The sequence below is a fragment of the Gordonia sp. B8661-1 genome (genome assembly GCF_059427765.1).
Genome location: NZ_JCAHRL010000001.1, coordinates 442,717 through 467,545 on the forward strand (window position 1 = coordinate 442,717; position 24,829 = coordinate 467,545).

A 24,829-nucleotide genomic window follows, 5' to 3' on the forward strand; every position below is an offset into this window, starting at 1 on the left:
ATCACGTCCCTGATGAACGCAACGCAGGCAATCTCTCCCCGGAGTTATATCAGTGAACGCGTGGCCACCAGATCTGGTGACACCCGCTCGCTCGAACGTCCACAACGACCACCGCTCAGCGAGTCGGATTGCGTTCTGCAATCGGAGTCGCTGAGCGGGGCCGGGCGTGGATCGGAAGCGGGGATCAGACGGCGGTGCGGCGCAGGTCGTCGGTCTCCCGCATGATGCGGCGGCTCTGATAGGGCGGCAGGTGCTCGAAGACCGGATCCTCGTCGTCGATCTCCAGGACGACGGCACCGCCGGGGCGGCGCAGACGCGGAGGCGGGGGCGTCGCGGCGAACTCGGGCACCGACTCCTCGCGACGGAGCCGTTCGGCCTCCTGACGCTGGGCACGACGGGCACGCGCCGCCCGCTGCATGCGGATGCGCTGCTCGGTCACGGTCACCCGGCGCAGGTAGGCCAGGTAGGCGATCAGGCCGACCGCGACGACACCGGTGCCGATCCAGCCGGGCAGTCCGGCGACGACCCCGGCGACGATGGCCACCAGCAACAGCGCGACCAAGCCGATCAGCACTCGCTGACGCTCCCGGTACCGCATGGCGACGCGCTGGGCATCCGGCTCGTACGCGCCGCGCCGCGACCGGCGAACGTTCGGATCGGACGCCGCTACCGGCGCTTCCTCCTCGACGTCGTCGTCGTACTCGTCCGACTCCTCGAAGTCGTCGTCATACTCGGCATCGTCGTACTCGGCATCCTCGTACTCGGCGTCGTCGTCGTAGTCATCGTCGTCGTAGTCATCGTCGTCGTAGTCATCGTCGTCGTAGTCATCGTCAAGGTCGTACTCATCGTCGGCCTCGTAGTCGTCGTCCGCGTCGTACTCATCGGATTCGGCGTACTCGTCCGCGTCATAGTCGGATTGGTCGTACTCCGACTCCTCAGCATCCGACTCGTCCTCGACCCGCGGGATCTGCGTCGTGATCTCGGTGTCGGCGGTGTCGGTCTCGGTCTCGGCGATCTCGGCATCGACGACGTCCGGGTCGACCTCGGTCTCGGCCTCGTCATCGAAGTCCGCACCGACGAACTCGCCGTCGACGGTGATCACCTCGTCATCGGTCTCATCGGTCGCGTCCGCCTCGACCTCGTTCTCGTGATCGGCATCGACGAGATCGTCGGTGTCGTCACGATCGTCGGTGGTGCCGTCGGCAACCGGAGCGGACACGTGCTCGCCGGTCGCGCGACGGACGTTCACCGTCTCGCCGGAATCCGTTGCTGTGGAATCGGTTGCATCCGAATCCGTTGCGTCGGTGTCGTTCTCATCGGTGTCGGCATCGTCGTCGGCGACGGCCGTGGCCGCGGCGGTGCGGCGGGTCGTCGAGGGCTTCCACGACGGATCATGCGGATGGGCCGCCGACGACCGGCGGCTGGTGCGGCGCGCGCGGGTACCGCCGCGATGCACCACGCGGGTCTCCTTGGCCGCATCGGTCGTCTTCCGCATCTGCGGGCGACCCTTCAGAACCATCGGAACCAGCACGAATAGCCAGACGGCAACAAGGCAGACCCACAAGACTGAGTTCGGCATGCGACTCTCCCTTCTGTTCACTCTGGTTACACGAGGCCACTCCATAATCTAGGCGCGCAGGTGCGTCGGCCTGCGCAGACGCGCCGGGGCCGGACACATTTCGTGAATTCACAGAGTGCTCTCAGTCGGAGCGGGAGGGATCTCGATACGCGGCCTCGCTGCGCTCGGACGCTACTCGATCAGCGTCGGGACCGGGCAGCCTCGCTGCGCCCGGACGCTACTCGATCAGCGTCGGGACCGGGCGACGCGGCGCGGTTCGATCAGCGGGAGGCACTCACTGGGCGATCATCCTCGCCTCGACGTCGACGGAGACCGTGACGTCCTCGGGCCGTAGTTCCATCGACGGCCGACCACCACCCCGGGTGCGCTCCGGGGCGCCCATCAACTGCATGTCCGCGTACACCGGACCGTTGTTGACGCCCGGATCGGACAGCCGCACCACCTCGACCGGCCCTCGACCGACCGCGTCGGCATAGGCCTGCCCCTTGAGGACCGCCTCGTCGACCGCGTCGCGGCGCACCTCCCGTTCGTAGGCACGCCGATTGTCGTCGGTGACGTCCCATGCGATGCCGCCGATCTCGATACCGTCGGCGCCGGCCCAGTCGTCGAGGAATTCCGACAGTTTCTCGAAGTCGACGAATTCCGCGCGCACCCCGATTCGGGTCGAGTACACGGGTTTCGCCGGCCTGCCCTTGTCGTCGTAGGGCCGCCGTCCGAAGACCCGCACGCTGTCGCTGTACCACTCCTGCACGACACCCGACTCGGCGTACTCCTCGAGCGCGGCGACGATCGGCCCGTGCGCGGCAACGGCGTGGCGGTACACCGCGTCGCGGTCGCCGCCCTCGAAGTACACACTCGCGTGCAGCCGGGCGACCTCCGGCGGATACCGACGTGTCGCCTCACCGCGGACCAGGATCTCCAACTGCGCCATACCGCCGACGATACGTGCCGCCGCACATCGATGTGGGCGGTCGCGATCTACCGGAACGTGGCGCGGCCCGAGCGGACGAGGGTGTCCGCCGCACTGCCGACGATCTCCTCGATCGTGAGACCGAACAGCAGATGGTCGCGCCACCGTTTGTTCACGTCCATGTACCGCTCCAGCAGACCTTCACGCCGGAAACCGACCTTCGTCAACACCGCCTGCGAAGCGATGTTGTCCGGTTGCACGGTTGCCTCCAACCGATGCAGGCCGACCGCGCCGAAGGCATGGTCGACTCCCAAAGCGACTGCGGCCGTGGCGATTCCCTTGCCGAAGTGAGCGGAGTCGATCCAGTAGCCGATCCAGGCACTGCGCACCGCGCCGCGCTGGACGTTGCCGAGGGTGAGCTGTCCGACGTACCGGCCGTCGAGTTCGATGACGAAGGGCAGCACCGCACCGCGTTTGGCCTCGGACCTCAGCACCGAGAACAGCGGCGGCCACGCACTGGCCTGATGCCGTTCGGCCCAGGAGCCGACGCCGGTGGGTTCCCAGGGCAGCAGGGTGTTCTGGTTACGGATGCGGAGTTCGCTCCACGTCTTACCGTCGCGGAGTTTCACCGGGCGCAGCGTCACCGCCCCGGCCCCCGTGTGCAGCGGCCCCAATGTCGCAGGCCAACCGGGAGCGGCCTGTTCCCCCGTCAGCCACCTCAACATCTGCACGAGTCTATGTGGTCGTCACCCGTACGGAGGAGGACCGGCGCAGGTTCATCCACGCTGGGCGAGGAAGGCGACCTCGACCTCGTCGCCGGTGCCGAGCTCCTCGACGTCCGAATCCACCATGATCAGGCAGTTCGCCTCCGCGAGTTCGGCCAGCAGATGGGAGCTGCCGGTCGGCGACGCACCGATGACCTGCACCAGGTAGTCGCCGGAGCGCTCGTCGCGCATGAGTTGCCCGCGCAGGTAACCCTTGCGGCCCGCGACCGACGCGATGGGACCGATGGTGCGCGCCTTGACGACTCGGCGCATCGGCTGGCGTTTACCGAGGGCGATACGGATCAGCGGACGCACCATCACCTCGAAGGTCACCAGCGCACTCACCGGATTCGCCGGCAGCAGGAAGGTCGGCACCTCGTCGCGGCCGAGCCGTCCGAAGCCCTGCACCGATCCGGGATGCATCGCGACGCGCACGATCTCCAGATCCCCCAGGTCGCTGAGCGCGTCGGCGACGGCCCGTGACGCACTGCCGCCGATGGCGCCGCAGATCACCACGATTTCGGACCGGATGAGTTGCGCCTCAACCACTTCGCGCATCCGGGAGGTCTCCCGCTCGGCGATGCCGACCCGGTTCACGTCGGCTCCGGCATCCCGCGCGGCGGCGGCGAGCGCATAGCTGTTCACGTCGTAGATCTGTCCGGGGCCGGGTGACCGGTCGATGTCCACGAGCTCGCTGCCGATGGAGATCACCGACAGCCGCGGCCGCGGATGCACCAGCACGCGTGGCTGTCCCACCGCTGCGAGCAGACCCACCTGTGCGGGCCCGATGATCGATCCGGCGCGCACCGCGACGTCACCGGGCTGCACGTCGTCGCCGACGCGACGCACGTAATCGCCGCTCTCCACACCGTGCCCGACCTTCACACGCGAGTCGCCGCCGTCGGTCCACCGCACCGGCACCACCGCGTCGGCCAGGGTGGGCATCGGTGCACCGGTCTCCACCCGCACGGCCTGTCGCGGCTGCAAACGGGTCGGTGTCCGGGCGCCCGGCTCCACCGAACCGACCACCGGCAACTCCACGATGATGGGCTCACCCGCCGTCAGGTCGACCAGCTCGGCTCCACCGGAATCGAAGTCCTCGAGGTCGTCGGGAGCGGTCGTGCCCGCCAGGTCGACGTCCACCGCACGTACCGCGTAGCCGTCGATAGCGGCCTGATCGAATCCGGGCATCGGCCGTTCGGTGCGCACCTCCTCGGCGCACATCAGGCCCTGCGCCTCGGAGATCGCCACCCGCACCGGCCGCGGCGCCACCGCAGCCGCGGTCACCCGCGTCAGATGATCTTCGACCGACCGCATGTCACCTCTCGCCAGCTATCCGGTCCCACCACGTCCGGCCCACGCCTGTCCGCCCGATGGGATACACCTCGCGTGCGACCCTAATACCCGGGCACCGTGCGCCGTGTCAGGCGCGCGGGATGCACTGTGCCACAGATCGGCGCCGGTTCATTCCTGTTCGAGCCGCTTCTGCAGCCAACTCCGCAGTTCCGGACCGTAGTCGTCCCGGTCGAGAGCGAAGTCCACGGCCGCCTTCAGGTATCCGCCCGGGTTACCCAGGTCGTGTCGCGTGCCGCGATGCACCACGACGTGCACCGGCTCCCCCTCCTCGATGAGCAGCGCGATCGCATCCGTCAACTGGAGCTCTCCCCCGGCCCCCGGTGTGATGCGGCGCAGCGCGTCGAAGATCTTGCGGTCCAGGATGTACCGGCCCGCGGCCGCGAAATTCGATGGTGCGTCCTCGGGTGCGGGCTTCTCCACCATGCCGCGCAGGCGCATCACGTTGGGGTCGTGCGCGTCCGGGAGCTCTTCGACGTCGAAGACCCCGTAGGCGCTGATGTGCTCGTGCGGCACCTCGATGGCACACAGCACCGATCCGCCGCGGCGCGCCCGGGTGCGGGCCATCACCTCCAGCACACCACCGGGCAGCACCAGGTCGTCGGGCAGCAGGACGGCGATCGCGTCCTCGTCGTCGTCGAGATACGGCTCCACACAGCCCACCGCATGGCCGAGGCCCAGCGGCTTTTCCTGCACCACCGACGCCACCTCGAGCAGCGATGGTGCACGCCGCACCTTCGCGAGCATGGCGGCCTTGCCACGCTTGGCCAGGGTGTTCTCCAGCACCAGATCCTCGACGAAGTGCGCGACCACGCCGTCCTTGCCCGGTGAGGTGACGATCAGCAGACGTTCGGCGCCCGCGGACTTCGCCTCCTCGGCGACCAGCTCGATTCCCGGGGTGTCGACCACCGGGAGCAGCTCCTTGGGCACCGTCTTGGTGGCCGGGAGAAATCGGGTGCCGAGGCCCGCTGCGGGGACCACCGCGGTCCGCGGGATGGGCGGCGTGTCCGAGGCGGACGCGAAGGCCGCGTCCTCGGTAGGCTTGCTCACGTCGCTGGATGTCATGGAGGACACCCTAGTGCGGATCACTGGCCGGTTCCTCCCGAGGCGTGTACCGACCGTGTCGGCGCCGCTGTCCCACACCGCGGGACCCGAAGCTCGAGGAGCTCGATGAAAGACCGTCTGCGCGCGGAAATTCAGGAACGCCGCGCATCGTTGCCGCTCTACTCCCGCGAGGAGGCGGCAGGCAATCTGGCGCAATGGGTCTATTCGGCGCCGTTCCGGCTCGAATACGACGTGACGGTGGCCGCCTACATCCCCTTCGGCAGTGAACCCGGGTCGCTCGCGCTACTCGACGCGCTTCTCGATCGCGGGGTGTCGGTGATCGTGCCGGTCGTCCCGGACGGCCCGCCCGCGGCGCTGGATTGGGTTCGCTACGACGGCAATTCGTCGTCTCTGAAGGACGGACGCTGGGACATCCCGGAACCCACCGGAGATCGGCTCGGCCCCGACGCCGTGGAGGCCGCCTCGGTGATCTTCATTCCCGCGCTGGCGATCGATGCCGCCGGCAACCGGCTGGGCCGCGGGGCCGGCTACTACGATCGCACGCTCGGCGCGGCGACCGGCGAGCTCGTGGGTGTGGTCTATGACGACGAGGTCGTCGACGAGGTACCGGCCCATCCGCACGATGTGCGCGTGGGCTGGATTCTCACGCCGGGCGGCGGATTCCGGCGCGTCGAGTAGCCGCGCCGTCCGAACGGGTCAGGAGGCTCCGGGTCAGGATGTTGCGGCGCTCGACGTGCTCTTCGACTTGTCGGAAGACGACGAGGACGAGGACGACGAGGACGACGACTTTTTGTCCGAGCTCTTCGAGGACGAGTCGCCGGTGCTCTTCGACCCACTGTCGGAGCTGCTCTTCGAGCCACTGTCGGAACTGTTCGACGACGACCCGGACTCGGACGAACTCGACCCGGGGCGCGAGTCGGTGCGGTAGAAGCCGCTGCCCTTGAAGACGATGCCGACCGAGTTGAACAGCTTGCGCAGGCGTCCGGAGCACTCCGGGCACTCGGTCAGCGAGTCATCGGAGAACGACTGGACGATGTCGAACTTGTTGTCGCACTCGGTACACGCATATGAGTAGGTGGGCACCGCTTTACCTCCGCAGAAAGTCATGAAACGTTGTCCAGTCTAACCGACTTTGGCACTCAGACATTCCGAGTGCCAAGCAGGCTGGTCACGGTCGGCCGACGGCGAGTGATCCGGTGCGGTCGTAGGAGCCCCACACAGGACGTCGGTGCGCGCGAGGAGCGCCGCCGATGGTGCTTCCGATGACAATCGCCGGGGTGGCGATCACGACGATCCGGGCAGGTCGTCGATGTCCGCAACGGTGAGCGAAATAGACCGAAGAAAGTGATCGACATGAACCGCGAATAGAACAATTCGCCCATATCGGGCGCCGGCGTGACCCGCAACAGCACCGCGTTGTCCACAGCCCTACGGATTCGGCGGTGTATCCACAGGCCGGCCGAACGCCCGGCGATTCCGTCGCCGCGCGGCGCTACGTTGCGCGCATGACGTTCTTCTCCCGCAACCCGTTGTCGCCGCGTCTGATCGACCGCATGCGAGCGGCGTTGCGGCCCGGATGGATTCGCGCCGTTCTCATCCGGCGGACCGCCGCCGTCGGCATGGTGATCGTCGCGGCGGTGATCATGATCGCCGACCACCGCGACTCCGGCGCCCGGACAGTACTGGTCGCCGCCCACGACCTGCGTCCCGGATATCCCGTCGCCGCAACCGATCTCGAGGACCGCGAGATCCCGGGCGGGCTGATCCCCACGGGCACACCGCGAATGCTCGGCGACGTCGTCGGCCATACCACCGCCGGACGCATCCGTGCGGGAGAAATCATCACGGACGCACGGCTTCTCTCGCCTCGTCTGCCCGCGCAACTCACCGGACGTACCGACGCCCGGCTTGTCCCCATCCATCTCGCCGACCAGTCGGCCGCGGAACTGCTCCGCGAAGGCGACGTGGTCGATGTGCTGGCCGCGAGTGGTGAGCGATCCGATTCCGGCGAGCCGCTGCGCGGTGAGGTGCTGGCTCGCGATGCGGTGGTGGCGTTGACATCCGGTGTTTCGCCGACCGGTGGGCTCACCACCAGCAGATCCGCGGCGAGGCCACTGCTGCTCGCGATGGGCGAGAGTGCCGCGCACCGCGTTGCCACCGCGGGCCTGGACGCCTCATTGGCCGTGGTGATGCACTGAGGAAGCCCGTCGAACGCACAGACCGGTAAATGCGTACGCGCATATGGCAAATCGCGGCACGCGGGCGTGGTTCGACCCATCGTCGCGCGAAACAATGCACGGGTCGTTTACGATCCTGTATAGGGTTTGAGAGTTCGTTACGAATTTTCGACCATCGGACCGCACCCCGGTACCGGTGGACCCGGCGAATTACCTGAAACAAGAGCGGGAAACCACAGAGGAGAGGACCGCACACCGTGCTCAAGGGATTCAAGGATTTCATCCTCAAGGGCAATGTGATCGAGCTGGCCACCGCGGTCATCATCGGCGCTGCCTTTACTGCAATCGTCACGGCATTCACCGATGGCATCATCAAGCCCCTCATCGCCGCCATCCCCGGCGGTGACGCGGGCAAGGGCCTGGGCTTCCAGATCATCAGCGACAAGCCGGCCACGTTCGTCGACATCGGCACCCTGATCACCGCCGCGATCAACTTCATCATCGTCGCCGCGGTCGTGTACTTCATCATCATCGTGCCGTACAACAAGCTGGCCGACCTGGGCGGCTTCGGCAAGAAGAGCGAGGTCACCGAGGTCGCGCTGCTGACCGAGATCCGCGACCTGCTCGATCCGGAGGGTGGCTCCAAGGCCAAGGCCGAGGCGCAGTCGGATCTGCCGGATCACCTGCGCGATCCGGGCGCACCCACGGGCGGCCAGCCGCTCGATCCGGGCACGCAGCGACTGACCACTCCCCCCGCGGGAGCCACGTCGCCGGCCAACGCGCCCTACCCGACGCCGCAGCCGGCACCCGGTAGCTACCCCCAGCCGGGCAGCTACCCGCAGGGTGGTCAGCCGGGCGGCCAGCAGTACCCGCCGCAGCAGTACCCCCAGGGCGGGCCGCAGGGCGGCCAGTACCCGGGCGGATTCGACGACCCGCAGGGACGTCACTCCCGCTGATCGACCGACACCAGAAGGACCCACGTTCGCCGGGCGTGGGTCCTTTTGTATGTGCGGAGGTTTCGGTACGCGGCGGACTCGCTTCGCTCGTACGTCGCTACTCAACCAGCGAGACGGCGACTCGACCAGCGAGACGGCGACTCAACCTGCGAGACGGCGACTCGACCAGCGAGACGGCGACTCGAGCAGCGAGACGGCGCTCGAGCATCGAGGACCACGGGCCCTGTCAGGGAGTTGGCAGGCCGGTGCACAGGGAGCCGCAAGGTTGCACACCTAACTTCGTGAGGGCCGGCAGAGATCGTCACGCGCTCCGGCACCGCACATCCGTCGTGACACAACAGTGGAGGTCCACATGCCGCACGGTGATCGCCGTCGTCACAACCCGCGCACCGAGCGCCCGCGCCACGAGGAGCGTCGCCGCCCGGCGCCGCGTCCCCGCCCGCGTCCGCGGCCGTTCCCCTTCGTCGGCAGCAGCTAGACGGCCGTACACCGAAGGGCGCGCACCCACTTCCGGGTGCGCGCCATTCGCCGTTCCGCATCCGCGTCGACGATGTCACGACTGTGACCCTCGACACATTTGCTCGTGGCGTGCAGGGTCATCGACCCCTCTCATCCGCAACGTCCTTGTCGCCGGTAACTGCGGTGGCTAAAGTCCGAAACCGGGAATCGTTGCCCCACAACGTCCCACGCGTATTTCCCGACGGAAGGACTGCAATGCCTCACCCCGATCGCGGCGGACGCCGCCGTGGACCCGGCCATGACGGACCTCGCGGCCGCTGGCGCGGACGCCCCCACCCGCCGCGTGGACGCGGACATCGTCATCACGACGATCACCACCGTCACCGCCGCCTGCCGTTCCTCTTCTTCGGAAGCTGACCGAACGCGACAGGTGAGGACGGCCCCGCAACATCCGTTGTGGGGCCGTCCTTTTCGCGCTCCTAACGAATAGGCTACGTCCCGTCGCCACCGACGATGCGCCCGTCGACGATGGTGAGTGTGTAGTCGGCGACGGCGGCCACCGCCGGATCGTGCGTGATGAGGACGGTCGTGCGTGACCGCGCCAGCCGGACGAGCGGCTCCATCACCCGGCGCGTGGTCGCTGCGTCGAGGCCGGTGGTCGGCTCGTCGAGGATGAGCAGCGGCGAATCACGCAGAATCGCCCGGGCGAGACCGATCCGTTGTCGTTGTCCGCCAGAGAGATTCGAGGCATCGTCGCGCAGGACGGCGTCGAAGCCGTCGGGCAGTTCCTCGATGAATTCGAGTGCGTCGGCGGCCTCGGCGGCGGCGCGGATCTGTGCCTCGGTGGCGTCCGGCCGGGCGTAGGCGATGTTCTCGGCGACGGTGCCGTGGAACAGCGCGAGCCGCTGCGGCAGCACCGCGATGTGCTCCCGCAGTTCGTGGACCGGCATGTCACGCAGATCCGTTCCGTTGAAACGGATCTCGCCCGACCACGGATCGTAGAACCGCAGTAGCAGATACATGAGCGTCGACTTGCCCGCGCCGCTCTCCCCCAGCAGCGCCACGAAGTCGCCCGATTCGATCGTCACCGATGCGGCGTCGAGCACCGCGTGCGGACCGTCGAGGGCATCGGTGGTCTCGTCGGGATATCCGAAGGTCACGGCGTCGAACGCGATGGCAGCGGTGCGTGCCACGGCGCTGGACGCGGCGCCGGCGGCGGGGGTATCGAGCGGGTCGTCGACCGAATCGTGGGCCAGCGCAACCTGTTCGGGGTCCTCGGCGTCGGCCGGGTCGGCGACACCGACCGGTGCGTCGAGCACCTGTGCCACGCGTTCGGCACTCGCGGTGGCCGACGTGATGGAGACGGCGAGGGTGCCCAGGGACTGGATCTGCGGATACAGGTAGCCGAGATAGCCGGTGAGGGCGATGAGGGTGCCGATGGTCGCGGCACCCTCGGAGATCTGCCAGGCACCGACCACGATGACGGCCATGATGCAGAGCATCTCGATGATCGCGACGGTCTGCCCGAACGCGGCGTTGGCCCGCAACTCGGTGACGCGGGCGTCCCGCCACAGACGGCTCTCCCGCAGCACGCGCAGACGGTCGCGGCGCGACTGATTGTCGGCGGCGATGGCCACGGCGTGGGTCACGCCCTCCTGCACGCGGGACATGATGCGGCCATTGGCCTTTCGTTCGCGTCGCGCGGCATCCTTGACGACCCGGCCGAAGCGGCGGGACACCACGGCGAGTAGCGGCGCGAGCAGAAACGCGACCAGCGCCAGCTTCCAGTTGGTGACGAACGCAGCGATCGAGTAGACCAGGGCGCTGCCGATGGCGACGATCGCGGCCACCACACCCGACGACACCAGGTATTCGATCTCGTCGACGTCGCCGCTGTGGCGCGCGATGAGGTCGCCGGCCTCGAAGCGCCTGCGGGTGTGCGGGGCGAGTCGTTGGGTGTGCTGATACACGCGGTCGCGCAGCCGCAACAGGATCCGTTCGGTGACGACACCGCCCAGCACGTCGGCGACCCAGCCGACGAACGCCCCGATCAGCGTGACACCGACCCAGACGGCCAGCGGCACCCACAGTGCCGAGAGGTCACCGGTCACCAGCACGGAGTCGGTGATATGCGCGAAGACCGCGACGGTGATGACGCTGGTGCCCACCTCGACGAACATCAGCAGCACGGTGAGCGCGAGCTTCCAGCGCTGCCCGGCGAGGACCGGGGCGAAGCGCCGGATGGCGGAGAACACCGTCAGGGCGTGCGGCTGATCGTCGTACGGATCGCCGTCGTATGGATCATCGGAGCCGACCCGCGAATCCACGTCCCCCGCCGGACCGTCCCTGGTCGAGGATGCACCAGACACCCGACACTCCTTCCGGTGCGAGGGGCTTCACTCGCGCATCATGACCCGCATCCGAGGATATCGAGCGGCACCGCGGAAACAGGCATCCGGCAGGAGACGCACGCCGACATCACAGCCGCCGGACAGAAAAGACCACCGGGGTGGGACCGCTGCTGCGATCCCACCCCGGTGGCGGTGATGCGAATGTGCGTGCGGCACTGGGCCGCTCGCGGGCGATCAGCCCAGGCTGAACGGCTTGCCGTACAGGGTCACGACCGACTTCACCGAGTCGGTCTTGACCTTGACCTTCACGACGGCCTTGGCCGAGGCGTGACCGGCGCAGGTGTCGATGCCGAACTTCTCCTGGCTGTAGACGACGCCGCCCGACTTACCCTTGAAGGTGTAGTCGTTGACCTCGTAGTCCTTGTAGGACTTGTTGTCACCGGAGGTGGTGTTGATGATCGGGACGTAGGTTGCCTGGCCGGGAGCAAGCGTCACCTTCGCGTTGCCGCCAGGCTTTCCGCCGTCACTCCAGCCCCCGTCCGCGATACCATTCTGATCAATCGTGAAGTCACGCGCGGCGCCAGCGCCTGCCTCGCCACCAATATTCACCTGGCAGCCGACCATGTAGCCCGCGGTGATGGAGCCACCGTCCGCCTGGCCGCTGACGCTGACCTTGACCTTGCCGGACACCCAGACCTCGCGGCTAGTCGGAATGTTGGTGACAGCGCGCTGGATGTTGACGAACTCGCCGGACAGGCGAACGTTCACCTTGGTGCCGTCGACGAGCGTCTTGGACACGAAACCGCCGGGCAGCGGACCGGCTGCGGCGCCACCGGCACCCAGGCTGGTCAGGCCCATGATCGCGGCACCGGCGAGGCCGACACCGGCGGCGACGCGAGTGTTGATCTTCTTCATGATTCCCCTTCGGAAAAGTTCCATCTGCTCAGGGCAGATAAGTCAGAGTGAGCTGAGTTTCTGCGCCGGATCAGTTGAGACTGAAGGGCTTGCCGTACAGGGTCGACTGGATGAGGGTGCCCTCACCGTTGACGGTGCCGTCATCGGTGTTGTAGCCCTTGGCCGCGATCACCTTGGTGATCGTGCGGGCCGAGGCGTAGCCACCGCAGCCTTCGACGTTGATCTGAAAACGCTCGAGCTGGATCGCTCCCGGCTTGCCCGCCTTGAAGTCGACGTCGGTCACGTCGGCAACCTTGACCTGACCGGGGCTCAGCGGAAGCGAGATGCCTGCGCTCAATGAGCCGCCCGAGATGTTGAGCGATCCGCCCAAATCAGCCGACAGGCCGGAAATGTCGATCTGGCAACCGATGAGTACCTTGACGGCCAGATTGCCGTTAACGCCCTTGCTGGGCTTCACGGTGTAGGTACCGGAGACGACGGCTGCGCGACCGACACCATTGTTCGCAACCGAGTGCGCCGGCTGCGACGACTCGTGGGTACGCCAGGTCTGGATGACCTCGCCGTCGACGCCGACAGCCTTCTTGTAACCGTTGGGCAGCGGAGCAGCAGCCGCGCCGCCGGCCCCCAGGCTGCCCATTCCGATGGCTGCCACGGCAGCGATGGCGCTGGCACCGACTGCGCGACGCAGACCCAGCTTGCTGAACTTGCTCATTCGTTCCCTCTCACAGGATTCACGTTTTTCGCGATGCACACCGGCGTGCACCTCGAGTCGAACATCTGGGTTGCGGACCCCCGCCCCGCACCGAAAATCATTCGGCCCGATGGAAGTTGCCTTCCCGCACACCCCCGGTCACTGACGCGAGCCCCATCGCGACAGATCTCAGGACATTCCACCGGTGCCCCCTGAGCACCGATTTCACTGTCAGATCGGAACGTTATCGGAGCGATATCTAGACCAGCAACAGATGCGATCGCACGTGTCGTAATCCCGTCCCTACGATTGCGAACGAACGGTTTGCCATCAGCAGTTTCGGCTGGGTTAACAGCACGAAAACACGCTGCTATCCGCCTCGCGCGAGGCTGCCGGATCATTCGTAGTGGGGTGGCCGATTGGACTCAAACCACTCCCTGGACGTCCCTTTGTGACCTTCATCACATTCGTCCGAAGGGAGGTCCGGAATGTCGTCGCCGAAGACGTCATCGAGCCTCCGGCGTCTGCGCCACGCGCCGGAGGAACGTTCCGTCTCGTCAGAATTGCTGGTCAACCTGGGATTCCATCATGTGATCGTCATTACACGGTTGAGGTCACGTCATATACCCGACCACACCCGTTCGGGTCCATAGCCGTTATCGCATGGATGCGGTCTCAGAACTCGCTGATGTCCTCGATGACGTGCGTCGCCAGAGGGGTGATGGTGGCCATGCCGTCGCGGACCGCGGCCCGCGAACTGGCCAGGTTCACCACGAGCGTCTGCCCGGAGATGCCGGCCAGGCCCCGCGACAAACCGGCATCGGTGGCCCCGGCGGCCAGCCCCGAACTCCGGATGGCCTCCTCGATGCCCGCCAGCCGACGGTCCAGAAGCGGCTCGGTGGCTTCCGGTGCGACGTCTCGCGCCGCCACACCGACACCACCGACCGACACCACCAGATCGACACCGCCGATCACCGCCGTGTTGAGCGCGTTGCGGATCTCCACCTCGTCACCCGGCACCGCCACCGTCGCATCGACGTGGAAACCGCCCTCCGCGAGCAACTCCCCCACCAGCGGGCCGAGGGACTGGTGCTCCTCGCCGTGCGCGGCGCGGTCGTCGACGACCACCACCAGCGCGCGTCCCACCTCGGCATCGGCGGCGGCGCCATCACGGTCGTGACGGGCCACGAAGTCGCGGGCTGCGGCGTCGGCGGCCACCACATCGTCGGGGTCGATGGTGGTGCGTCCGGTGTCGTTCATGGTCTGCGCCTTTCTGATGTGCTGTGTCGGGAGGGGAGAAATGCCGGGCTGCCGATGACGGTGCGGGACCGCATGACCGGGGTCAGTTCGTCTGCAGTTCCTCCAGGGTCACCTGGACGGTGCGGTCGCGTCCGTCCTCGACGAAGGTGACGCTCACGGTGTCGCCGGGCGCGTGCGAACGCACCGCGGCCACCAGCGCATCACCGGTGGCGATGACGCGGTCGTCGACGCGGGTGACGATCGCGCCGTTCGGAATGCCCGCCTTGGCGGCCGGGCCGTTCGGCGTGACCGCGGAGACCTCGGCGCCCGGCTGCTGCGGATTCGGGCTCGACCGGACCGAGACGCCCAGCCCGGCCTGCGTCGCCTTGCCGTCCTTGAGCAATTCGTTGGCGACGCGCCTGGCCTGATCGATGGGGATGGCGAAGCCCAGGCCGATGCTGCCGGTGGGGCTGCCCGCGCCGGCGCCACCGCCGCCGAGCGTGGCGATCGCGGTGTTCACGCCGATGAGCGCGCCCTTCGCGTTGACGAGCGCACCGCCCGAGTTGCCCGGGTTGATGGCGGCATCGGTCTGGATCGCGTCGATCACCGAGGTGGTGCCCGATTCGCGGGAGGTCGAGACCGGCCGGTTCAGCGCGCTGATGATGCCGGTGGTTACGGTGCCCTGCAGTCCGAGGGGCGCACCGACCGCGATGACGTCCTGGCCGACCGCGAGATTCTTCGACGTCCCGATCTCGATGGCCTTCAGGTCATTGCGGTCCACCTTGATGACGGCGATGTCCGAGATCCGGTCGAAGCCGAGCACTTTCGCATCGGCGCGCGAGCCGTCGTTGAAGTTCACGACGACCTGTCCGGGCCGGGAACCGCCCGCGCTGATGACGTGATTGTTGGTCATGATGACGCCGTCCTTGGACAGGATGATGCCCGACCCCTCACCGGCCTGCTGGCCGTCGGTGACATCGAGTGACACCACCGAGGGCAGCACCTTGGCGGCGACATCCTGCACCGACCCCGCGGGAGCAGGCACCTGCGCCGCCTGACCCGCCTTCGGGTCGCCGCCGATCGGCCCCTGCGACGACGTCGAGGACGACTCGTCGTCACGGTCGGCCACCTGGGCGCCGACCACGCCACCGACACCGCCGGCCACCAGGGTCAGCATCAGCGCCCCGGCGAGCAGTGCCGCCTTGCCGCCACCGCCGGACCTCCGCGGCCGAGGGTCACCCGGGTGCGGGGCACCGCCGTGGGCCGGGTTCCGTCCGGCGAACTGCTGCGTGCCATAGGGGCCCGCGTCGTAGGGCGAGGTGCCCTGCGGCCGTGGCGAACCGTAGGCCGGCATGCCGTAGGGGTCCTGCGCACCGTACGACGACGGCACCGCACCGAAGCCTCCCGTCGACGGCCCCGAATCGGATTGGGCACCAAACTGATCGGGCGCACGACCATAGGTCTCCCCGTAGGACGGGGTGCCCGGTGCGGGCGAGCCGAACGTGCCGCCCGGCGACTCATGGGATCCCCCGGAATGCGGTGCACCGCCGGAGTATCCGGGATACGCGCCCGGGTACCCGGCACCGGAGGATCCGTCACCGGGGCCATATCGTCCGGGATCGTCGGTGCCCGATCCGCCTGCTCCACCACTCGTCATAGTCGTCCTCACCTCGTCGTCGTCCCGGCGAACGTCCCCCGCCGGCCTACTGTGGTCTCCCACAGACGGCCGCCGCCCGGCCGGGCTTACACGCTGGTATTTCCTCACCCTAGGGGATCGACCACCGGGCGCGTGCCCCGAAACCGCGCCGTCGTCATCCCGTCCTAATGACGAATGACGCGCGGCGAAGGTTCCTCAGGGGTTGCCCTGCCGGGCAATGTCATTCGGATGAGCGCACCGCCGAGCTCCGACTGTTCGGCCCGAACCGTGCCGCCGTGGCGCGTGACCACCTGCCGCACGATCGCCAGGCCGAGCCCCGAACCCGGCATCGATCGCGACTGCGTGGCCCGGTAGAAGCGCTCGAAGACCAGGTCACGGTCCTCCTCGGGGATGCCCGGCCCACCGTCGGCGACGGTCAGTTCCGCCGTGCCCGCGTCGACCTGCCGCAGATCCACCAGCACCGGTCGGCCCGGAGGACTCCACTTGGCGGCGTTGTCGAGCACGTTGAGCACCGCCCTCGCCAGACCGTGATCCTCACCGAAGACGTACCAGGGCGTCAGCGTGGCCACGAACTCGATGTCGCCGCGCCTGCGCCGCACCCGTTCCAGCGCACTGTTGACCAGATCGACGAGATCGACCTCCTCGTGCACCACCTCGGGGGCGTCCTCGCGCGCGAGATCCACCAGATCGCCGACCAGGGTGGACAGTTCCTCGATCTGCGCCATCACATCCGAGCGGAGTTCGATCATGTCGGCGGCGGGCACCTCCGGGGCGCCCGGTTCACCGGCGGCGATGAGCAGTTCCAGATTCGTGCGCAGCGAGGTGAGGGGTGTCCGCAACTCGTGTCCGGCGTCGGCGACCAGCCGGGACTGCTGATCCCGCGACTCCTCGAGCGCCCGCAGCATCGTGTTGAAACTCTCCGTCAGGCGGGCCAGCTCGTCGTTGCCGGTCACCGGGATGGGTCGCAGATCCTGTGTGCGCGCCACCCTTTCGGCCGCCCGGGTGAGCCGGGCGACGGGTCTCAACCCCGCCCGGGCGACGGTGGTCCCGGCCAGTGCGGCCAGCGCCACGCCGCCCCCGCCGACCACCAGCAGCACCCAGGCCAGGCGTTTGAGCACGCGGTCGGTGTGCAGCAGGCTCTGCGCCAGCACCAGCGTGTTGCCGTCGTCGAGTTTGCGGGCCAGCACCCGCTGGTTGTTGACCGTCCGCAGGGTCTGGACGCCGGTGCCCGCCGCGTGCGCGATGGACTGCTCCGGCTTCTCGAACGGCACCGCCCCGATCAGGTAGCTGCGGCCGTCGGGGCGCACCAGGGCCAGCGAGATGTTCGTCGAGAACACCGTTCCGGTCACCAGGGATTCCGGCCGCTCGTTGAGAACCCCGCTGCGCGCCAGCAGGTTCATGCCGTCGGCGCGGCTCTCCAGTTGGGAGTCGACCTCGTTGTACATCGCCCGGTAGACCACGAAGTAGGCGGCCGCGGCCATCAGGCTCACCGAGACCAGCACCACCGTCGCCGACAGCACGGTCACGCGGGTCTTCAGCGACACCGCGCGCGTCAGCGGCATCGGCGGCCGCATGTCGTCGAGATATTCGCGCCTGCGTCCCGGAAGCCTCGAGCGCCATCCGATTCCGTTGCGCCCCAGTGGGGTACGCCGGTCGCGGGTGTCGGTCCCCTCGCTCACCGCCCGCGGTCACCCTCGGTCACGGCGGAGTCTCCCGCAGGACGTACCCCACACCGCGCACGGTATGGATGAGCCGTTCCTCGCCGTCGGCCTCGGTCTTACGCCGCAGGTAGCCGACGTACACCTCCAGGGCGTTGCCGGAGGTCGGGAAGTCGTAGCCCCACACCTCCTCCAGAATCCGGCTGCGGGACAGCACCCGCCGCGGATTGGCCATCAGCATCTCCAGGAGCGCGAACTCGGTCCGCGTCAGGCTGATCGCGCGCTCGCCGCGGGACACGTCGCGCGTCACCGGATCGAGGGTGAGATCGGCGAAGGACAGCGTCTCCGAATCGGCACCGTCGTCGGGTGCAGCGCGGCGCAGCAATGCGCGCAGCCGCGCGAGCAATTCCTCGAGCGCGAAAGGCTTCGGCAGGTAATCGTCGGCCCCGGCATCGAGGCCGGACACCCGCTCGGACACCGAATCGCGCGCGGTGAGCACGAGGATCGGCAGGTCGTCGCCGGCCGAGCGCAGACGCCTACACACCTCCAGTCCGTCCAGGCGCGGCATCATCACATCGAGAATCACCAGGTCAGGACGCTCGGCGACGATCTTCTCCAGGGCTTCGAGCCCGTCGGCGGCGATGTCGACGGTGTAGCCGTTGAACGTGAGCGACCGCCGCAGCGACTCCCGTACCGCCCGATCGTCGTCGACCACAAGGATGCGCATGTCTACAGTCTTATCCCCATCTGCTGAGACGTGTCTGAGACCCGCCCGAAAACGCTCGATGACCGAGGCCGGGGTGCACGTACTTACTGGTGAGTAATATGCTGGCGGTTACGTTGTCGGGTTCGGCCGTGTCGCGGCCATTCGTGGGTAGGAGCAGCCGATGTCATCGATCTTCATCTCGGGCGGAGCAGCAGGCATCGGACTGGCGACCGCCGAACGGTTCGCACGTGAGGGCTGGACCATCGGCTGCTACGACGTGAACCCGGCCGCCCTCGACGCCGTGCGCGCGGCACACCCGGACTGGATCGTCGGCGAACTCGACGTCCGCGACCCGAAGCAGTGGGCCGACGCCCTCGCCGACTTCACCTCGCACACCGGCGGCACCCTCGACGTCCTCGACAACAACGCGGGCATTCTGGTGGCCGGACCACTCGACGAGATCACCCCCGACGACGTGAAGCGGCAGATCGACATCGACGTCCTCGGTGTCACCCTCGGCGCCCAGGCCGCCTTCCCCTACCTGCGCGCCACCCCCGGTGCACACCTGGTGAACATCGCATCGGCCTCGGCCATCTACGGCCAGCCCGACATCGCGACCTACAGCGCGTCGAAGTTCTACGTCGCCGGCCTGACCGAGGCACTCGAACTCGAATGGGAACCCCACGGCATCCGGGTCGTCGGGATCTGGCCGCTGTGGGCCAAGACCGCCCTGGCCGACAACGACGCCAAGACCACCCGCACCCTCGGCGTCCGCATCACCCCGGACGAGGTGGCCGAAAAGATCTGGGAGAGCGTCCATCCCACCACCAACGACCTTCGCCTGCACCGCACCTCGTACTCGGTCGGCACCCAGACCACGGTGCTGGCCAACCTCGCCAAGATCGCGCCGAACTTCGTCGTCCGGCAACTCAACAAGTTCCTGGCGCAGAGCTAGAATCGGGCCGGCTGCGGGCGGTCCCGCTGGGCGTGGCGACCTCACTTGACGATCGAACACCTGTTCGATATAGTGGCGGTATTCGCAGGTCATGGCATCGGGGGGTGAACCATATGACCGCATCGGTCGAGCCGTCAGCATCGTTGGTTGAGGCGTATGCGCAGTTGGAGTCATTGCTCGATGTGATTGCCGCGGGGTCCTCGCAGGTGTGTTCGGAAGCCGAACTCGTAGGGCTGGCGGAGCAGCATGAGCGCCTGTATCGGCGGATGGCGTTCTTCGGGCATCAACGCGTGATGGACGTGTCCGATCGTGATGCTCATCGGTCGGCAGGCTGTCGTTCGGTGCAGGACTTTATGTTTACGCGCCTACGCATCACCGACTTCCGCCGTCGCATGGATGCGATGAGCGCACTGATGCCCACCTACACCTTGCAGGGCGAGGTGAAAGAACCCGAATGCCCCGACACCGCAACCGCATTGGCCGAAGGCGCCATCAACCTCGATCACGTCGGGGCAGTGCTGGACGTGCTGAAGAAGCTACCGGCGGCGGTGTCGGTCGAGGACCGGCAAGCTGCGGAGTCGACGCTTGCTGAGTACGCACGAGAGTTGACGCCCAAGAGCATCCGGCAAGTGGGTGCGCGGATACTCGCCCATCTCGATCCCGACGGATCCATGAGCGATGAGCGGGATCGGAAACGTCGGCGCCGGTTGTCGGTGCTCGACCCCGATGTGCAACAGATGTCGAAAATCTATGGGTACCTCGACCCCGAAACCCGGGCGATGCTCGATGTGGTGATGGCCGCGTGGGCGGCACCGGGCATGAACAATCCCGACGACGACCAATCCCCGGTCGGACATGTCGGCGAAGCCGACCCGGAACGACTCAAGGAAGCCGCGCAACGGGATTCACGCGGTGCAGCCGAACGCCAGCACGATGCGTTCAAGGCGCTACTGCGGTGTGCTCTCGATGGTGGTGTTCTCGGCAAGAGCCATCGTGGGTTGCCGCCGCACTTGATCATCAAGATCACCGAATCCGAACTCCGCGAACGCGCCGGACTCGGCCACACCACCACCGGTGCCGATCTACCCATCGGTGATGTGATCAAGTTGGCGGCCGAATCCCAGATGTATTTGGCGGTGTTCGCCGATCACACCAACGAGCCGTTGTATCTGGGTCGAGCCAAACGATTGGCGAATCAGGCCCAGAGGTTCATGAGTTTCGTCCAGTACGGCGGATGTTCGGTGCCGGGCTGTCCGCGACCGTTCTCGCACACCGAAATGCATCACGCCGAACAGGATTGGACCGACGGCGGGACCACCGACGCCAAGACCATGGCACCCGCGTGCCCGCCGCACAATCGATTGGTCGGCCCGAAGACTGGGCAGTTATCGACCATCAAAATCCGCACCGGGCCCGACCGAGGACGCTACGGCTGGCTACGCAACACCACGGGAGTTCCGCCCGACACACCGCGAACCAACCACATCCACCTCGTCGACGAACTCCTGACACGACGCCGACAGCCACCAGAGACGGCGCAACCACCGACCATCGTCGACCTGGACGAGCTACGGCGACAACGCATTCTCGCCGCCGGCTGGGACATTCGGCGCATCGAGATCCGCGAGCCCGGATCATGAGAGCATCGGATTCCCTAGCGGACGGCGGCTCCTCACCCGCAACCGGGGAGAGCCCGCGCCGACCGGCTGCGGCTGGAAGGCTGACTCCGAGCACGTTCCGCTCAGCCGCCGTTGAACGCGGGCTGATACCGCCGGCACGGTTGTCCGCGCAGTCCGTCGCACGCACCGAGCGGCGCCGGGGCACGCATGCCCGGGACGATCGGCAGCACCAGCGACGATCCGCCGCGTCCGAGAGCGATGGTGTCGACGACGCGGCCGCCGGTGCGCGGGGTGTCGAAACGCCACAGCGGCCGGTCGCCGCCGGGCGCGGTGATGATCACCCGGATGCGTGATCCTCTCCGGAACGGATGGGCGATGGGATCGAGCGCGATCCGCACCGTCTGCAATCCCGGTTCGAGGGGACGCCGCGCGGTCCAGTCACGCGCCGGAAACAGCGGTGTCGCCGACGAATTCACGTCGCGCATCGACGCGCGGAGGTATCCCGACGTCACATACGTCTCGCGGCCGTCGGGACGGACCTCGGTGATCGTCGCCTGCAGATCCGTGTCGCTCGCCGACGATCCGAGCCGGAGGTCGAGGCTCGCCGGACCGACCGCGACCGCGTCGGATTGTCGTGGTGCGCCGAGGAATCCGACGCCGCTGCGACCGGGCACCGGCGCCCACCGATACGGTGGCATCGGCCGCCACGGCAGCTGGGATGCGCCCACGATGTCGAGGGTGCCGCCCGGACGCACCGCCGGGTCGGGACGGAAGGAGACCGTCGACGGCACACCCGGCGCGCCACCGAGCCGTCCACCGGCGTCGAGTGCGAGCCGTGTCCCGGAACCCACCGACGCGGGCGGCCACGATCCGAAGCCGGCCGACCAGCGGGCCGATATGGTGCCCGGCAACGGCACCCGCGGGTCGGTCCCCGACCCGAACAGGACCTCGACGCGCGGATCGCGGGCGAAGACAGCGCGGGCCGCCGCGAGTGTCGGCGCAGCCGGATGCCGGGCGGTGACCACCGGCAGCCCCGGTGATCGGGTGCTGTTCAGGTAGATCGCCGAGAATGCCGCGGTCAGGGCCGGACTGACGGGCGGAACACGCTGCGCCACAAAGATGTTGAGGAACTCATGCCAGGGGCCGGCGATCTGCGGGCCGAGTCCGTCGAAGTGGCCGCCGTTGACGGCCTTCACCCAGACATCCCGATTGCCGCGCAGGCGGTCGATGACGCGGGTCCACTGCGGTCCGGTCTGTTCGTCCTGCAACGCACCGCCGAGAAACACCGGAACCGTGATCTTCGGCGCCCAGTGGGACGGCGACCGGTGCTCCAGCAACTGCGGGTCACGGGTACGCAGCGCCGCCATCATCGCAACGGCGTCCTGCGTCTGCAGCCGCAACCGCTGATTGCGGGCGCAGACGCGGTCGCCGCGCCGGATCAGCTCACGGGCGACGGGCTGACCACCGCCCGGGGCGGGAGCGGCGTCGTCCTGCCGCTCCCGCAACCACGAATGCGCGAACCCGGCGTTGAAGATGCCGCCCGGAAAGCCGGTGGAATACAGGTCGTCGGTGAGGCTCAGCGGGGCGATGGCGGCCAGGTGCGGCGGGCGCGTACCGGCGACGAAGATCTGCGAGATCGCCGAGAACGACGCCCCCACCATGCCGACCCGGTGATGGGCCACCCACGACTGTCTGCCCACCGTCTCCACGATGTCGTAGCCGTCGTAGGTCGTCGGATAGTCGAACAGATCGAAAGCCCCACCCGAACAACCACTTCCACGCATCTGCACGCTGACGCTGGCGAAACCGGCGAGGGGCGCCACAAAGGAACCGAGAATGACACCGCTCGACGGTGCGAGCAGGTCGGGACGCCGGGCCACAGCGGACACCGCACCGGGTACGAACTCGCCGGGCGCCGCCGTCTGGTAGCCGGAGTACTCGACGACCGTCGGGAACGGACCGTCGGCCATGGTCTTCCCCGGCGGGAGTCGCACCATCGCGGCGAGGCTCACACCGTCGCGCATGCGGATGTAGTTCATACCGGGCCGCAACGGCTGACGGTAGGCGGACGGTGGTGGTGGCTTCTCGCCGTCCAGAACGGCAAACCCGTTGCCCCGCAAGCCATTCACCTCGAAGTGATATCCGGGACCGGGCGGGAGTTCACGCACCAGGAAGGACCCCAGCCGGTCGACCCGGCCACGTCCGGCGATCCGGCCCGTACCGTCGCGCAGCACCACACCGGCGCCCGGCGGACCGTCGACGAGATAGGCCTGCGTGACACTCCCCCGCCCGTGACCGGCGCCGGACACGGCCTCGGCGGGGCTGGCGACCAGTACCCAGGTCGCCGTGATCACCGCGACGATCGTCAGTGCGGCAATCGATCTCGGTGATCCGTGAGCACCGGGCCCACCCCAGGCATACCCCACCGCCCGACCTTACGACGAACTATGCGGACGGCGCAGCGCACCGCAGCGAAATCGGGTGCAGGTTGGTCCGAACGGCTGTCACCCGTTGGGGTGCCTCCGCTGCGGCGCGGTGGGCAGCCGCCACCCGAACGCCAGACCGGCCAGGCGAAGTCCGGTGGCCACCACCGCACCGACGACGAGCCAGATCCACGACGGGATCGTGCCATACGTGCCGCCGACGGCGACGACCGTAGCACCCAGCAACGCGGGCACCGCGTAGAGGTCGGAGGGCTGCAGCAACAGCGGGATCTCGTTGGCGAGGACATCGCGCAGGATGCCGCCGCCGATCGCGGTGAGCAAACCGACCAGCGTGGCGGCGAACGGACTGGCATCGACGTCGATCGCGATACCCGCGCCGCTGGCCGCGAACAGCCCCATGCCGATGGCGTCGAGGATCAGCACACTGCGCCGCAGTTGGTCGAAGGCCGGATGGAAGAGAAAGACGACGAAACTGGCCGCGGCGGCCACCGCGATCGGTTTCCAGTCCTGCACGGAGGACGGCGGCGTGATGCCGAGAAGGACGTCACGCAGGATGCCGCCGCCGACACCGGTCAGCACGCCGACGACGATGATGCCCCACAGATCGAAATTCTTGCGTACGCCGAGCAGCGCACCGGACGCGGCGAAGACCGCGATACCCACGTCGTTGAGGATGTCGAGCAGCACCCGACCATGGTGTCATCCCGCGGTGATCTCGATACGGCGCCTCGCTCCGCTCGGGGCCTACTCGATCAGCGGACAGGGCAGGCAGGGCGCCGCCACGACCGATCAGCGGCGGACAGGGCGGCGGCACGACCGATCAGCGGGCGGGCACGCGGACGGATGGGTCGCCGGTCGAGTAGTGGCGCGCGAGCGCAGCGAGCCCGCCACGTATCGAGACCCCACCCAACGCCAAGGACCGCCCCGGGAAATCCCGGGACGGTCCTCGACACGTCATGGACGCCCCGACCGCGGTCAGGGGCGACGAGGGTCGCTCAGCGGCGATCCAGGTCGATGATGCCGGCCTGAGCGGCCTTCACCAGGCGACGGGGGATGCGCTGTGCGACACCGTTCACCTTCACCTCTTGCAGTGCGGGGTTGTCCGCCTTCCACTGCGAACGGCGGCTGCGGGTATTGGCCCGCGACATCCGGCGCTTCGGTACAGCCATGGTTGAGCCCTTCTCCTACCAGTACAAAGTCGTGTTCGTGGGTCCGGCGCACGACGCCGGGCGTCCCACTGATCTGCGTGCCGGCCGACTACACAACCGCGCTGGACACGGCCGCCGGGCGTGGCACACAACCACACCAGACTACCGGTGGAACCGCCCAGC

The 24,829-nt window shown here is 67.9% G+C and carries 21 protein-coding genes; 5 read left to right on the forward strand and 16 right to left on the reverse strand.

All coding sequences use genetic code 11. From position 1 onward, the window contains the following. Window positions 1-184: 184 nt before the first annotated feature. The 5 genes from AC4JJG_RS02080 to AC4JJG_RS02100 all read right to left on the reverse strand — a co-directional run bounded on the left by AC4JJG_RS02080 (window position 185) and on the right by AC4JJG_RS02100 (window position 5,671). A complete protein-coding gene (locus tag AC4JJG_RS02080; RefSeq protein ID WP_495399174.1) occupies window positions 185-1,579 on the reverse strand; it encodes a SepX/GlpR family protein in 1,395 nt (464 codons plus the stop codon). Between the two features lie 274 nt (window positions 1,580-1,853). Then, the gene (locus tag AC4JJG_RS02085) at window positions 1,854-2,510 is read right to left on the reverse strand and encodes an SIMPL domain-containing protein (RefSeq protein WP_495399173.1); all 657 of its coding nucleotides are present in this window, start codon (window positions 2,508-2,510) and stop codon (window positions 1,854-1,856) included. A 47-nt stretch (window positions 2,511-2,557) separates the two neighbouring features. After that, window positions 2,558-3,214: a GNAT family N-acetyltransferase gene (locus tag AC4JJG_RS02090; protein ID WP_495399172.1), complete on the reverse strand. Its 657-nt coding sequence runs from the start codon at window positions 3,212-3,214 to the stop codon at window positions 2,558-2,560. A 51-nt stretch (window positions 3,215-3,265) separates the two neighbouring features. Further along, complete coding sequence (gene glp, locus AC4JJG_RS02095; protein ID WP_495399171.1) at window positions 3,266-4,570, reverse strand: molybdotransferase-like divisome protein Glp; 1,305 nt, start codon at window positions 4,568-4,570, stop codon at window positions 3,266-3,268. A 147-nt stretch (window positions 4,571-4,717) separates the two neighbouring features. After that, a complete protein-coding gene (locus tag AC4JJG_RS02100) occupies window positions 4,718-5,671 on the reverse strand; it encodes a UTP--glucose-1-phosphate uridylyltransferase (protein ID WP_495399170.1) in 954 nt (317 codons plus the stop codon). 105 nt (window positions 5,672-5,776) lie between these two features. Between AC4JJG_RS02100 and AC4JJG_RS02105 the strand changes: the two genes are divergently transcribed. Further along, window positions 5,777-6,349 carry a 5-formyltetrahydrofolate cyclo-ligase gene (locus AC4JJG_RS02105; protein WP_495399169.1) on the forward strand — a complete coding sequence of 191 codons (573 nt, stop codon included), beginning with the start codon at window positions 5,777-5,779 and terminating at the stop codon, window positions 6,347-6,349. Window positions 6,350-6,382: 33 nt separating this feature from the next. Here the strand turns inward: AC4JJG_RS02105 and AC4JJG_RS02110 are convergent, their stop codons facing one another. Beyond that, complete coding sequence (locus AC4JJG_RS02110; protein ID WP_495399168.1) at window positions 6,383-6,754, reverse strand: FmdB family zinc ribbon protein; 372 nt, start codon at window positions 6,752-6,754, stop codon at window positions 6,383-6,385. A 422-nt stretch (window positions 6,755-7,176) separates the two neighbouring features. Between AC4JJG_RS02110 and AC4JJG_RS02115 the strand changes: the two genes are divergently transcribed. Both AC4JJG_RS02115 and mscL read left to right on the forward strand, forming a co-directional pair. After that, window positions 7,177-7,869, forward strand: coding sequence for an SAF domain-containing protein (locus tag AC4JJG_RS02115; RefSeq protein WP_495399167.1), 693 nt, complete (start codon window positions 7,177-7,179; stop codon window positions 7,867-7,869). A gap of 236 nt (window positions 7,870-8,105) precedes the next feature. After that, window positions 8,106-8,804: a large conductance mechanosensitive channel protein MscL gene (mscL, locus tag AC4JJG_RS02120; RefSeq protein WP_495399166.1), complete on the forward strand. Its 699-nt coding sequence runs from the start codon at window positions 8,106-8,108 to the stop codon at window positions 8,802-8,804. 950 nt (window positions 8,805-9,754) lie between these two features. Here the strand turns inward: mscL and AC4JJG_RS02125 are convergent. The 7 genes from AC4JJG_RS02125 to AC4JJG_RS02155 all read right to left on the reverse strand — a co-directional run bounded on the left by AC4JJG_RS02125 (window position 9,755) and on the right by AC4JJG_RS02155 (window position 18,501). After that, window positions 9,755-11,632 (reverse strand): ABC transporter ATP-binding protein, encoded by a 1,878-nt coding sequence (locus tag AC4JJG_RS02125; protein WP_495399165.1) that lies wholly within the window; start codon window positions 11,630-11,632, stop codon window positions 9,755-9,757. A 216-nt stretch (window positions 11,633-11,848) separates the two neighbouring features. Continuing rightward, window positions 11,849-12,529, reverse strand: coding sequence for an MspA family porin (locus AC4JJG_RS02130; RefSeq protein WP_495399164.1), 681 nt, complete (start codon window positions 12,527-12,529; stop codon window positions 11,849-11,851). A gap of 70 nt (window positions 12,530-12,599) precedes the next feature. After that, the gene (locus AC4JJG_RS02135) at window positions 12,600-13,241 is read right to left on the reverse strand and encodes an MspA family porin (protein WP_495399163.1); all 642 of its coding nucleotides are present in this window, start codon (window positions 13,239-13,241) and stop codon (window positions 12,600-12,602) included. 654 nt (window positions 13,242-13,895) lie between these two features. Then, window positions 13,896-14,480, reverse strand: a complete 585-nt coding sequence (locus AC4JJG_RS02140; RefSeq protein ID WP_495399162.1) for a MogA/MoaB family molybdenum cofactor biosynthesis protein — start codon at window positions 14,478-14,480, stop codon at window positions 13,896-13,898. A gap of 82 nt (window positions 14,481-14,562) precedes the next feature. Next, window positions 14,563-16,116: a S1C family serine protease gene (locus tag AC4JJG_RS02145; protein ID WP_495399161.1), complete on the reverse strand. Its 1,554-nt coding sequence runs from the start codon at window positions 16,114-16,116 to the stop codon at window positions 14,563-14,565. A 164-nt stretch (window positions 16,117-16,280) separates the two neighbouring features. Further along, entirely contained in the window at window positions 16,281-17,690 is a 1,410-nt protein-coding gene (locus AC4JJG_RS02150) for a HAMP domain-containing sensor histidine kinase (RefSeq protein WP_495399627.1), read from the reverse strand. Between the two features lie 124 nt (window positions 17,691-17,814). After that, complete coding sequence (locus tag AC4JJG_RS02155; RefSeq protein WP_495399160.1) at window positions 17,815-18,501, reverse strand: response regulator transcription factor; 687 nt, start codon at window positions 18,499-18,501, stop codon at window positions 17,815-17,817. 160 nt (window positions 18,502-18,661) lie between these two features. Here AC4JJG_RS02155 and AC4JJG_RS02160 point away from each other — a divergent pair, with 160 nt between their 5' ends. After that, window positions 18,662-19,435, forward strand: coding sequence for an SDR family oxidoreductase (locus AC4JJG_RS02160; protein WP_495399159.1), 774 nt, complete (start codon window positions 18,662-18,664; stop codon window positions 19,433-19,435). Between the two features lie 113 nt (window positions 19,436-19,548). Beyond that, window positions 19,549-21,075, forward strand: coding sequence for an HNH endonuclease signature motif containing protein (locus AC4JJG_RS02165; protein WP_495399158.1), 1,527 nt, complete (start codon window positions 19,549-19,551; stop codon window positions 21,073-21,075). A 101-nt stretch (window positions 21,076-21,176) separates the two neighbouring features. On the opposite strand, the gene AC4JJG_RS02170 is transcribed toward AC4JJG_RS02165, so the two are convergent. The 3 genes from AC4JJG_RS02170 to rpmF all read right to left on the reverse strand — a co-directional run bounded on the left by AC4JJG_RS02170 (window position 21,177) and on the right by rpmF (window position 24,667). Next, window positions 21,177-23,408, reverse strand: coding sequence for a CocE/NonD family hydrolase (locus AC4JJG_RS02170; protein ID WP_495399157.1), 2,232 nt, complete (start codon window positions 23,406-23,408; stop codon window positions 21,177-21,179). Window positions 23,409-23,558: 150 nt separating this feature from the next. Continuing rightward, complete coding sequence (locus AC4JJG_RS02175; protein WP_495399156.1) at window positions 23,559-24,185, reverse strand: trimeric intracellular cation channel family protein; 627 nt, start codon at window positions 24,183-24,185, stop codon at window positions 23,559-23,561. A gap of 308 nt (window positions 24,186-24,493) precedes the next feature. Continuing rightward, window positions 24,494-24,667 carry a 50S ribosomal protein L32 gene (gene rpmF / locus AC4JJG_RS02180; RefSeq protein WP_014359175.1) on the reverse strand — a complete coding sequence of 58 codons (174 nt, stop codon included), beginning with the start codon at window positions 24,665-24,667 and terminating at the stop codon, window positions 24,494-24,496. Window positions 24,668-24,829 lie beyond the last annotated feature (162 nt).

Excerpts from the sequence above, each read along its gene's own strand:
- AC4JJG_RS02080 (WP_495399174.1), bottom strand. The coding sequence starts at position 1,579 with ATGCCGAACTCAGTCTTGTGGGTCTGCCTTGTTGCCGTCTGGCTATTC.
- AC4JJG_RS02085 (WP_495399173.1), bottom strand. The coding sequence starts at position 2,510 with ATGGCGCAGTTGGAGATCCTGGTCCGCGGTGAGGCGACACGTCGGTAT.
- AC4JJG_RS02090 (WP_495399172.1), bottom strand. The coding sequence starts at position 3,214 with ATGTTGAGGTGGCTGACGGGGGAACAGGCCGCTCCCGGTTGGCCTGCG.
- glp (WP_495399171.1), bottom strand. The coding sequence starts at position 4,570 with ATGCGGTCGGTCGAAGATCATCTGACGCGGGTGACCGCGGCTGCGGTG.
- AC4JJG_RS02100 (WP_495399170.1), bottom strand. The coding sequence starts at position 5,671 with ATGACATCCAGCGACGTGAGCAAGCCTACCGAGGACGCGGCCTTCGCG.
- AC4JJG_RS02105 (WP_495399169.1), top strand. The coding sequence starts at position 5,777 with ATGAAAGACCGTCTGCGCGCGGAAATTCAGGAACGCCGCGCATCGTTG.
- AC4JJG_RS02115 (WP_495399167.1), top strand. The coding sequence starts at position 7,177 with ATGACGTTCTTCTCCCGCAACCCGTTGTCGCCGCGTCTGATCGACCGC.
- AC4JJG_RS02130 (WP_495399164.1), bottom strand. The coding sequence starts at position 12,529 with ATGAAGAAGATCAACACTCGCGTCGCCGCCGGTGTCGGCCTCGCCGGT.
- AC4JJG_RS02135 (WP_495399163.1), bottom strand. The coding sequence starts at position 13,241 with ATGAGCAAGTTCAGCAAGCTGGGTCTGCGTCGCGCAGTCGGTGCCAGC.
- AC4JJG_RS02140 (WP_495399162.1), bottom strand. The coding sequence starts at position 14,480 with ATGAACGACACCGGACGCACCACCATCGACCCCGACGATGTGGTGGCC.
- AC4JJG_RS02145 (WP_495399161.1), bottom strand. The coding sequence starts at position 16,116 with ATGACGAGTGGTGGAGCAGGCGGATCGGGCACCGACGATCCCGGACGA.
- AC4JJG_RS02150 (WP_495399627.1), bottom strand. The coding sequence starts at position 17,690 with ATGCGGCCGCCGATGCCGCTGACGCGCGCGGTGTCGCTGAAGACCCGC.
- AC4JJG_RS02155 (WP_495399160.1), bottom strand. The coding sequence starts at position 18,501 with ATGCGCATCCTTGTGGTCGACGACGATCGGGCGGTACGGGAGTCGCTG.
- AC4JJG_RS02160 (WP_495399159.1), top strand. The coding sequence starts at position 18,662 with ATGTCATCGATCTTCATCTCGGGCGGAGCAGCAGGCATCGGACTGGCG.
- AC4JJG_RS02165 (WP_495399158.1), top strand. The coding sequence starts at position 19,549 with ATGACCGCATCGGTCGAGCCGTCAGCATCGTTGGTTGAGGCGTATGCG.
- rpmF (WP_014359175.1), bottom strand. The coding sequence starts at position 24,667 with ATGGCTGTACCGAAGCGCCGGATGTCGCGGGCCAATACCCGCAGCCGC.